Genomic DNA, 9,373 nt, shown 5'->3' on the forward strand with positions numbered 1-9,373 from the left:
CCTGTTGGAAAGTCACAAAAAACAACGTCATAAAATCACAATACTTCCCAACAATCGACGACATGCAAGAAGCATTAGAAAACTTCTGGCAAGAACACAATTTTATGCAAAACTTCATGCGTTACTTATGTCGCTAACTAATGTTAGTCATAACCGATCCTCTTGAGTCCAAATTAACACTTGAGCTGTGGCGATAAAGGCTCAAAGAGTTTGACAATTTTTTTATTTCTTCATTTAATCCAGATTTTTTGAAAAATGAAAGTTTTCTCATTGTTCTAGTGTTATAAACCTTATTGGGATCTTCAGACCACTGTTTAAAATCCTCAGTGCTAATGTAGAATAATTTAATCTTCATTACAAGCTCAAGAACGTCCCTTAACTCCCCAAATGCACAACGGTAATATCCCTCCTCAGCTAATCTAAATGAATTTTGAATGGTTTTAACTAATTCGGCCAATATCGACCAAAGTAAGAGGTATTCATTAGAAGGAAATATATATTTTTTCTCGGGTGGAAAATTATAACATTCCTGAGCTATTAACTTTATAAGTTCTTCAAATTTGCTCCAAGCAGTATCCATAATCTCTTTTGAATTTTTGTGCGTATCTTCTTTTGTTAAGTTTCTTGCCTTAACAAAACCCGCTTTTACATTAGACATAATCTGGTTTATATTTGCAGGATTAGCTTCATCTACACTCTTACTCATTTTATTGAGACTCTATTTTTTTGTTTTTCGTAGATGAGTACGGTTTCTTCCATTTTTCCGTGGATAATAGAACGCTTTGCGGTCTGCTTAAAATCATAGTTAGAGGCATATTCCTTCAGCAACAACTCCAAATCTTGGCTCGAGATAACAACAATCTTTCCTTCAGCATGGAGAATATAGTTCGCTTGATAAAAGAACTCCTTATAGGTTGGCTCTATTTCTTTAGAGGAGCGGACTTTCGTCATTACGGGTAGTTGCGTAACAATTCTATGAACGCTTTGTTCCTTGAATTTCGTATCTAACCATTCAAGATCGCACCTACTCCAGAGAATAGCTTTGTGGACATCGGCAATTTTTGCATTCTTTCGTGCTGCACTCAGCCCATGAAATGAGGGATCAAAACCAGCAAGAGTGCCTGTTACTTCTTTTCGTTGTTGGTCAAGGTTAGCAAAAAGCGCATCGCTATTTTCATTGGCCATAGGCAAGAGTTTTTGAAAGTGAAACTTTTCTTTCTGGAAAAAATGAGGTGATACGCTCTTTTCATAGAGTGCTGCTTCAATGGGAATTGTCCCGCAGCCACAAAGCGGATCCAATAGTACTTCCTTTTGTTGAGCCTTATAACCAGCCATGCGAAGAAGGCTATAAGCAACCGGCCCTTTCAATGCAGAGGGAGTAAGAAATACCTTGTAATCTCTCTTGCTGATATCAAGATCAGTAACATCAATACCAACATACCAATCTCTGTGGTAGATATAGACGGTAAACACCAGAGAAGGATTTTCAAGATCAACATGAGGAACAATGCCCACTGCTGTTAACGCATCAGAAAAAAATCCTCCTAACTCTTCCTCAACTTGGGTTTTTGAAAATGAATGAGATCCTACACGAGTACAGCGAACAGCAAAGGTAGTTTCTGCATTAACCCATGGATGAAGATCAAGCAATCTTATCCATTTTGCTGATTCATGAAACGGGTCTGTATGGTCGCTATCACAAGGATAATGGGTCAAAAGAATGAACACCTTGCCTGCAGATCTTGTCTGATAGGCAAATTGACAGATTTCTCGACAATGATTAACCTCAAAGACAACGCATGATGGGTAGACCGTACCTTTATTACCTAGACGTTCCTCAATTTCTTGTGCAACAATGTCTTCTGTTCCCGGATATGCGAGGGCAATTCCTTTCAAGGATTTCATGCTATGCGTCTCTCAACAGTCGAGTATGCTTAGGAGGAAGACGAATCAGTATCATGATCTAATCCTCGTCTGGTTTGGCTGAAGGATTGCTTGATTCGTCAAGCAATATATGACCGTTTTCTCCAGAGGACGAATTCTCCTGCTTCAGTACATTTTCGCTTTCGTCATCGTTCACAGAATCATCGATAGGTGGAAGCTCTTCTGTTCCGCTATCGGTTGCTATTTTCGCAACTGCAACCAGTTTATCATCCTGCTCCAGTTTCATAACCCGAACTCCTTGCGTGTTTCGGCCAATAACTGAGAGATCGTGCGCTCGTATACGGATGATGATCCCTTGTTTACTGATGAGCATAATCTCGTCGTCATCATCAACTGATTTGATGCCTACAACCTTTCCATTGCGCTCGCTACATTGTATATTGATGACGCCGATTCCTCCTCGATTGATGAGGCGATACTCTTCAATGAGAGTTCGCTTTCCATAACCATTTTCAGTAACGGTCAATAAGGTTTTATCATCAAGAGCAACAACCATACCGATAACTTCCTCTCCGTCTCTGAGACGGATACCAACAACACCCCGAGCAGACCGCCCCATTGAACGAACATTGGTCTCATGAAATTTCACTGCCATGCCATTTCTTGTGGCAAGGATTAATTGACGGTGTCCATCGGTTAACTTTACACCAATTAATTGATCTCCCGGATCAAGGGTAATCGCACGAATGCCTCCTTGACGGGGATTTGAGAAGAGTTGGAGCGGCGTTTTCTTCACAATACCGTTCTTTGTTGCCATCATCAGATACTGGCCCTCTTCATGGAATCCCTTCAGAGGAACGAGGGCAGTGATCTTCTCTCCTTGATCTAGCTCAACAAGATTAATCAGTGGCTTTCCCTTGGCAATCCTACTTGCCTCAGGGATCTGGTAAACCTTCAACCAATGTACTTTTCCTTTATCAGTGAAGAGCAAAATCACGTCTAAGGTATTTGCTACAAACAAGGTCTCTACGACATCCCCGTCCTTTGCTGTGGCTCCAATAATCCCCTTTCCGCCACGACGTTGTTGCTTGTAAAAATCAAGCGGCATTCGCTTTGCATATCCTGCATGCGTGACAGTTACCGCAACTTCTTCTGGTTTAATAAGATCTTCAAGTTCAATCTCTTCTTCTTCACTCTCAATAATTTCAGTTCTTCGCACATCTCCATAGGCCTCACGTAATTGACGAACTTCCTCCTTAATGATCTCAAGAATTTTGGTACTGCTCGCTAAAATAATCTTCAACTCTTTGATGTGAAGGTGTAAGGCCCTGAGCTCTTCACGAATCTTTTCTTGCTCAAGCGAAGTAAGTCGTTGGAGTCTCATATCGAGGATGGCCTGTGCTTGTTTCTCGCTCAGAGAGTAAAACTCCATCAGCCCGGCTTTGGCGTCTTGAACCGTCGGTGATTTCTTAATAAGTGCTATGACCGGATCAATATACTCAAGAGCAATCTTTAGTCCGAGAAGAATGTGCTCCCTTTCCTGTGCCTTGGTTAAATCAAATTGGGTTCTCTTAGTAATGACCTGCTTTCGATACGCAATGTAATGCTCAATTAATTCCTTGAGAGTAAATACCTTCGGCTCATTATGCACTAACGCCAACATGATCGTTCCGAACGTGACTTGCATTCTCGAATGCTTAAAGAGTTGATTCAACACAATCTCGGGATTTGCGTCATTTTTAAGTTCCAACACAACACGCATACCCTCTCGGTCAGACTCATCTCTGATATCGGTTATTCCCTGGATGATCTTATCACGAATGGCATGAGCGATTTGTTCGATTAAGGTAGCTTTGTTTACCATATACGGAATTTCAGTCACAATAATGCGTTGTCTGTTCTTCTGTTGTTCCACGGTTGTTCTCGCTCGAACAAGAATTCTGCCTCTTCCTGTGGCATAGGAGCTCAGAATACCGTTATGACCAAGAATCAAACCGCCTGTAGGAAAATCCGGGCCTTTAATTACTTGCATCAGTTCCTGGATGGAGAGTTCAGGTTGATCAATAACCCGAATAATAGCTTCGCTGATCTCACCCAAGTTATGGGGCGGAATGTTGGTGGCCATACCAACGGCAATACCGCTGCTTCCATTTAACAGCAGATTCGGGAGTTTTGCTGGTAAAACAGCAGGTTCTTGCAAGCTTCCATCAAAGTTTGCTACAAAAGCAACGGTTTCCTTCTCAATATCCTGAAGCAGTTCATCTGCAATTTTCTTGAGTCGTGCTTCAGTATTATGATTGATAAACCCATTGGCAACAAAAGAATGACAGGGGCTATCTACCCTGATAGAGTATACCTTATCTTCCTGGTTTAATCGTTCAACAATCTTTACCTTATCAAAGAAATACTTCTTACGAATAAGCCAATCGATCAGGTTATTATCCTGAGTTCCAAGAATCTTTTTAAGACGAAGATAATGTTGCTCTAATCTATTGTATCTATCTACATTATTTTTTTGAATAAATGCTTCTTTGTAATTAGCTCTTAAATAATCATTCAAAAAAGGGATGTGATCAATCTTACTCATTCTTCCAGAATTAACTTCAGAAATTTTTGATAAAATGGTTTGTTTCCTTTGCGAAAAGAATCCAATATTTTCTTTAAACGTTTTTATGTTTCCGTGTCCACTAATTATCAGCTTGTAACAATTATTTCTTTTATCTCTGAAAGGTGAGGTGGTTACAATACCAAAACTTAATAACAACGTTTTCAATTGTTGTATTAATTTATAACTTTTTGAGTTATAAAGAAGTTCAATACTCTTACCGCCGTGTCTCTTGTCCTTGTGAAAAATTACACTACCGTCGCCTTCGAATAAAGCCATTAAAAATTGTTGTATTGCCCCCCGGCTTGATGACAAGACGGTAAAGGGTATTTCTTTTTCACCAGACTTGACGCGGGTTAATCCAATATTTTCTAAGAACTTTACCGCTTGTTGATGATAGATGCTTAACTGCCAGCAGTCTCCCTTTATATTTCTTTCATATAAGTTAATACCAGAAAACTGTTGTTTAACTATATTTTTTACCTTGCTATAGAACTCAACATCTTGGTTATTAAAGCCAATCTGTCCCTGGTGAAAAAAACCTTCCGAGACTAAGGCTCCTAAGAGGAAAGCCAAATCTGCATTCATTTTTTTTGGCAGTCCAATGTCTTTATAGCGAGAATTTTTTGGGGAGAAGGGTGTTACGTTGGTGTTGTGAGTACTAAATAATGCGGAACTTCGATTAATAATCGCATAATCCTTGGGAGTTATATCATTCAAAACCTTCCATTGTAAGGTGGGGAAGCCGAAATCGTTTAATCCCCAGCAAAGAACCGGGTGATTATAAGAGCCTTTAAGTTCATACCCTTGTGTCGTTGTCAATTTAAGAATTTTATGCTTACCAGAATCAAAAAACTTGTTTGCTCTAACAACTTTTCCTTGATAATTGATTACTTTTAAATAAATTTCTTTTTCTTCTCCATCGGAGATGCTTTCGATAGGTATAATCCCCCTATTAGTCGAAACTAAGGTGTCCCCTGTTACACAGTAGCGCATAGCTGCCGGAGAATCGCCATCAACACTTCCAAAGTTTCCTTGACCATCAACAAGCACATAGCGTAGTGAGAATGTTTGGGCCATTCTTACTAAGGTATCATAGACTGCAGTGTCTCCGTGGGGGTGATATTTTCCTAAGACTTCACCAACAATTCGCGCGCTTTTCTTGAAGGGCTTACTGTGGTGCATACCCATCTCATTCATGGCATAGAGAATACGACGATGGACGGGTTTGAGACCATCACGGACATCAGGAAGTGCCCTACTCACAATGACCGACATTGCATAATCTAGATAGGAGCTCTTCATCTCCTCTTCAACCGATCGAGGAATAATCTTCTGATGCACGGGTTGACTTTGAGGAGTCTCTTCTGTGTTGCTTTTGTCTGGGTTAACCATTTTCTAAGGGTTCAGAAAGAGGTACTTTTCGTGAATTTACCTCGATAAATCAGAAAGGTTGAGGGTATATAAATGTTTCTCTGCATCTCGCTGTTTTTTTCTTTGCTGGATTCGTTCTCCAAGAAAAGAAAGTGCTGCCTTTGCTTCTGTGGGTTGCATCCCAAGGCTTATACCCAAGCTTTGGAGCTCTTCGAAGGCTCGTAATTCAAAAGGGGTTTGAGCAAAGGAGGCAATAATCATGGGCACGCTATACTTTCGGCAGAGGAAGATGTTCTGCATAACTCTCCCAATAAGGATGGACCTTCTCCGTGAGGATGTATGTAAGAGCGTTGAAAATGCAATGGCATATGCTATCTTTTTCTTTTGAAGCAAATTGCAGAGTACCTGATTAAGACCAGAATTTCGATGGTGAAGAAAGTCTGCTCGTGATGAGATTTCAAGATCATAGATCAGGTCGATTGATCCCTGTTCAATAATGCTTCGATCGTCTCCCTGTGAACGATGGATAACGACATCGCTCTGCTTTCTCCGAGAGGTTGATAAACTACCATAAAAGACAGAAACGTCCTGGGAAAGTGGTGGCTGCTCCCTTGATTGAGAATCCTGAGCATTGCTTGCGAGAGGGGGGGTATCCGTACCTATACCACAAACGCCATGAATATGTAGCCGCTGCGCTAGAGGTAAAACGTCTTTAGTCTGTGTACGGGGAAAGATAATATCAATAAACATAAAGAAAGACAGACCACAAAAGTATTTAAAGCTTCGTACTATTGATAAGTCAGAAGTTATGGATTAATTGTCAACTTTAGGTTGTAAATATTGCTGCTTAATAGGTTTGACGTAATTTTTACATTAAAGTTATTTACGCCTTCTGGAACATCATAAACAATTTTTCCTTTCTTAGTTATACCTGGGTTTATTTGCTCAAACAAAAGTGCAGAGCCTTCTGGTTTTAGATAGATTGCAGCCGCAGTGTTAGGAGAAAACTCTCTACTCTGCTCATCTATTAATTTAACAAAAGAATTAGTGAGATACTTTGCGGATTTAGCCGTATTCGAGACTTCTACATCGACTATAACAAAAATTCCATCTGCGGTTTCACCAAAGAACGTACCTGCAAGGTCCTGTCCTATTTCTTTTGCTGTTGAAACTCCAGTAATCTTCCAAGTAAAGTCCCCTGCTTGGATTTCGTCTCCTAGCTGATAGGTTTTTACTTCTTGTTGCTGCTCTTGCTGTTGTAGCCCGGCACGGTTCTCCTCATCTGGTTTTGCATTCTCAGTAGAGTCATCATTACCACCGAACAGGCTGCTTATGATTATTAAGCCAATAAAGATAAAAATAGCAATTGCCCACCATTTTTTGTACCATGGTTTCTTTACAGAATCTGTCATAATGGGTATAAGATCTCCTCATCTATATAAACCTTTTCATAAGCTTGGTATAAACCTTTGGATATTCGTCTAAAAAGATTTGGATCAAAGCTTTAGATATGAGTAAATACAAAGAAAAAATCTTGGAGATCTTATCTAAGACAGAAATAAAAAGTACAAACGAGATTCTTGAAGAGCTTCAAAAGAAAGCGGATCGCGTCATAAATTGGCATTTGCTTTATCGGGTGTTGATGGACCTTCAATCTCAAGGCAAGATTGAAAGATTAGAAAGTAAGGCTGGTTTCTTTTGGAGAAAGAAGTGAGTTCAAGTACTGCCCTAAATATTGTAAGTAGTACAAAAGACCCACGCATAAGAATGACAAAACGATTGGGAACGTAAACGAGATTTTTTACTCTTCCTTTTCTTCTTCGTCTGCAGAGTGGGCAGGCATTGCAGCCTTGCTGATGATCATGACGTCGCCAATGCTCTTGACTAACTGATGGGGAACGATAACACCCTTGGCGCTTCCCAACACCCTCGTCAAAAAGCTGTTCTTGGTTGATTTAACCCGCCAGCCAAACACCTTGTTCTGAGTAAGAATGGATTCCTCGACATCACCAAAATAATCACCAGTATCAGTAAAGACCTTCATATCGTAGGTTTCAGAGATTTTCTTCATTTTAAGCATGGTTAAGCCACCTCATCTTCTTCTCAGGCTGATGATCGCTGTGAAGTATTTATATCTTTCTATTCTTAAAGCAGCCAGAGAAATAAGGCAAGAGATGCCAAAAACTGTAGGAGAATTGTCCCATCACTACGCGTTTGTTTGGGAGCAATCCTCTGGACACTGCGACAGCGCGTTCTTAGGTGGATGTGATTATAGGTGAGCATCTTACCTCTTTTTACGCATTTCTTCCATGGTCTCTACTTGCATCTGCTGGATCTCGATAAGTCGGTGCCACATCTTCTTCAGGAGAAGGTCCATTTTCTCGTTCAGATGCTGGATTTCCAGTTCTGCTTTTAAATTTACCTGGTAATCATACTTTGCCCGCAATCTATCTCGCGCTTCAAGTCGATTTTGACTCATCATAATAATGGGTGCTTGGATGGCTGCAAGACAGGAGAGAATAAGGTTCAAAAGGATAAATGGAGAGGGGTCAAATGGTTTTTCTATAAGCATATAGGTATTAATACCTATCCATGCCGCAATAAACAGAAAAAAAACGCTCAGAAACATCCAGCTTCCACCAAACTCAGCAATAACGTCTGCAGCACGATCGCCCAAAGTAAGCTGAGAGCGCTGTTCTCCTGGATCTATTGAAAGCAGCGCATTTTCCATGATGGTTTTAGCAACATGATGATCGACTTTGTCGATTTCTTTTTTATGCTGAATGACTGTTTCGCGTATATATTCTGCCCGATTGATGTGCAAACAATTGGTGCAAACCCTGCTCTCTTCGGAGAATTGGGGGTGCTTTTTTTGAATGTAGTGAAAGATGGTCGGGCTGACAAGTTCTCCAAGAGTGGTATCTGAAAGAAGAACTGCCTGCTGGCACAAGTTACAGGTTCGTTTGACTGGTTCTTTTATCTCTCTAATGTTATCTCCTGTTTTTACCTGTAGAGAACGAGTTTCTTGGCGCTCTTTATGTTCCTCTCTTGGCACTCTTTTTTTGTACGCCATGTCCCCTTTTAGGGGTAACCGGTATATAAATGTTTATATAGAAACAATGCTTCTCTCTTTTCTGCACGATGAGTGAGTGAACACCCGCAGATCCGAGAGGAGATGATGAACGGAAGTAACTTACGAGTGCACTTTCTCTTCAAAAACGATTGTGTGCTCCCCCTTTCATTTAAGCCTGTACCTCCCTTATGCACACGACAAAAGAGTACTGCACTTAACCGGTGTTTCCGGGAGATGTATGCCGTTATGATTCTGACGGTTTCCCTTCTATCTTCATAGTTCCATAGACCAGTTGCGCTTTCTTGGGGATCTTGATGGTAACTCTTTGTACTTGGCCTGCCTCAGTAAACACTAAGGTTTTGTTCAGCGAACCATCAGCAAAGACATTAATTACTTGTGTACCTTCAGGCAGGACCTTGACAGGGACATACTGGTGA

At 40.6% G+C, this 9,373-nt stretch carries 9 protein-coding genes; 1 reads left to right on the top strand and 8 read right to left on the bottom strand.

The window, feature by feature from the left end; translation table 11 throughout:
* Positions 1-133: 133 nt before the first annotated feature.
* From HYW21_07355 to HYW21_07375, 5 genes are read right to left on the bottom strand one after another with little or no spacing between them, the layout of a single operon-like run.
* Positions 134-706: a hypothetical protein gene (locus tag HYW21_07355; GenBank protein ID MBI2549139.1), complete on the bottom strand. Its 573-nt coding sequence runs from the start codon at positions 704-706 to the stop codon at positions 134-136.
* Positions 703-1,905 (bottom strand): hypothetical protein, encoded by a 1,203-nt coding sequence (locus tag HYW21_07360; GenBank protein MBI2549140.1) that lies wholly within the window; start codon positions 1,903-1,905, stop codon positions 703-705. Before HYW21_07360 ends, HYW21_07355 begins: the two co-directional genes overlap by 4 nt.
* 58 nt (positions 1,906-1,963) lie before the next feature.
* Positions 1,964-5,884: a DNA gyrase subunit A gene (gyrA, locus tag HYW21_07365; GenBank protein ID MBI2549141.1), complete on the bottom strand. Its 3,921-nt coding sequence runs from the start codon at positions 5,882-5,884 to the stop codon at positions 1,964-1,966.
* 36 nt (positions 5,885-5,920) lie between these two features.
* Complete coding sequence (locus HYW21_07370) at positions 5,921-6,613, bottom strand: hypothetical protein (GenBank protein MBI2549142.1); 693 nt, start codon at positions 6,611-6,613, stop codon at positions 5,921-5,923.
* A gap of 56 nt (positions 6,614-6,669) precedes the next feature.
* Positions 6,670-7,275, bottom strand: a complete 606-nt coding sequence (locus tag HYW21_07375) for a DUF4352 domain-containing protein (GenBank protein MBI2549143.1) — start codon at positions 7,273-7,275, stop codon at positions 6,670-6,672.
* A gap of 98 nt (positions 7,276-7,373) precedes the next feature.
* On the opposite strand from HYW21_07375, the gene HYW21_07380 reads away from it, so the two are divergent.
* The gene (locus HYW21_07380; protein MBI2549144.1) at positions 7,374-7,577 is read left to right on the top strand and encodes a hypothetical protein; all 204 of its coding nucleotides are present in this window, start codon (positions 7,374-7,376) and stop codon (positions 7,575-7,577) included.
* A gap of 87 nt (positions 7,578-7,664) precedes the next feature.
* Here the strand turns inward: HYW21_07380 and HYW21_07385 are convergent, their stop codons facing one another.
* From HYW21_07385 to HYW21_07395, 3 genes are all read right to left on the bottom strand, one after another.
* Complete coding sequence (locus HYW21_07385) at positions 7,665-7,943, bottom strand: PRC-barrel domain-containing protein (GenBank protein MBI2549145.1); 279 nt, start codon at positions 7,941-7,943, stop codon at positions 7,665-7,667.
* A 204-nt stretch (positions 7,944-8,147) separates the two neighbouring features.
* Positions 8,148-8,936: a DUF1003 domain-containing protein gene (locus HYW21_07390; GenBank protein MBI2549146.1), complete on the bottom strand. Its 789-nt coding sequence runs from the start codon at positions 8,934-8,936 to the stop codon at positions 8,148-8,150.
* A gap of 244 nt (positions 8,937-9,180) precedes the next feature.
* The coding region (locus HYW21_07395; GenBank protein ID MBI2549147.1) for a hypothetical protein at positions 9,181-9,373 on the bottom strand (193 nt) is incomplete at its 5' end.

This window comes from Candidatus Woesearchaeota archaeon, assembly GCA_016187565.1.
In the GTDB taxonomy this organism is placed as follows: domain Archaea; phylum Nanobdellota; class Nanobdellia; order Woesearchaeales; family JACPJR01; genus JACPJR01.

Excerpts from the sequence above, each read along its gene's own strand:
- HYW21_07355 (MBI2549139.1), bottom strand. The coding sequence starts at position 706 with ATGAGTAAGAGTGTAGATGAAGCTAATCCTGCAAATATAAACCAGATT.
- HYW21_07360 (MBI2549140.1), bottom strand. The coding sequence starts at position 1,905 with ATGAAATCCTTGAAAGGAATTGCCCTCGCATATCCGGGAACAGAAGAC.
- gyrA (MBI2549141.1), bottom strand. The coding sequence starts at position 5,884 with ATGGTTAACCCAGACAAAAGCAACACAGAAGAGACTCCTCAAAGTCAA.
- HYW21_07370 (MBI2549142.1), bottom strand. The coding sequence starts at position 6,613 with ATGTTTATTGATATTATCTTTCCCCGTACACAGACTAAAGACGTTTTA.
- HYW21_07375 (MBI2549143.1), bottom strand. The coding sequence starts at position 7,275 with ATGACAGATTCTGTAAAGAAACCATGGTACAAAAAATGGTGGGCAATT.
- HYW21_07380 (MBI2549144.1), top strand. The coding sequence starts at position 7,374 with ATGAGTAAATACAAAGAAAAAATCTTGGAGATCTTATCTAAGACAGAA.
- HYW21_07385 (MBI2549145.1), bottom strand. The coding sequence starts at position 7,943 with ATGCTTAAAATGAAGAAAATCTCTGAAACCTACGATATGAAGGTCTTT.
- HYW21_07390 (MBI2549146.1), bottom strand. The coding sequence starts at position 8,936 with ATGGCGTACAAAAAAAGAGTGCCAAGAGAGGAACATAAAGAGCGCCAA.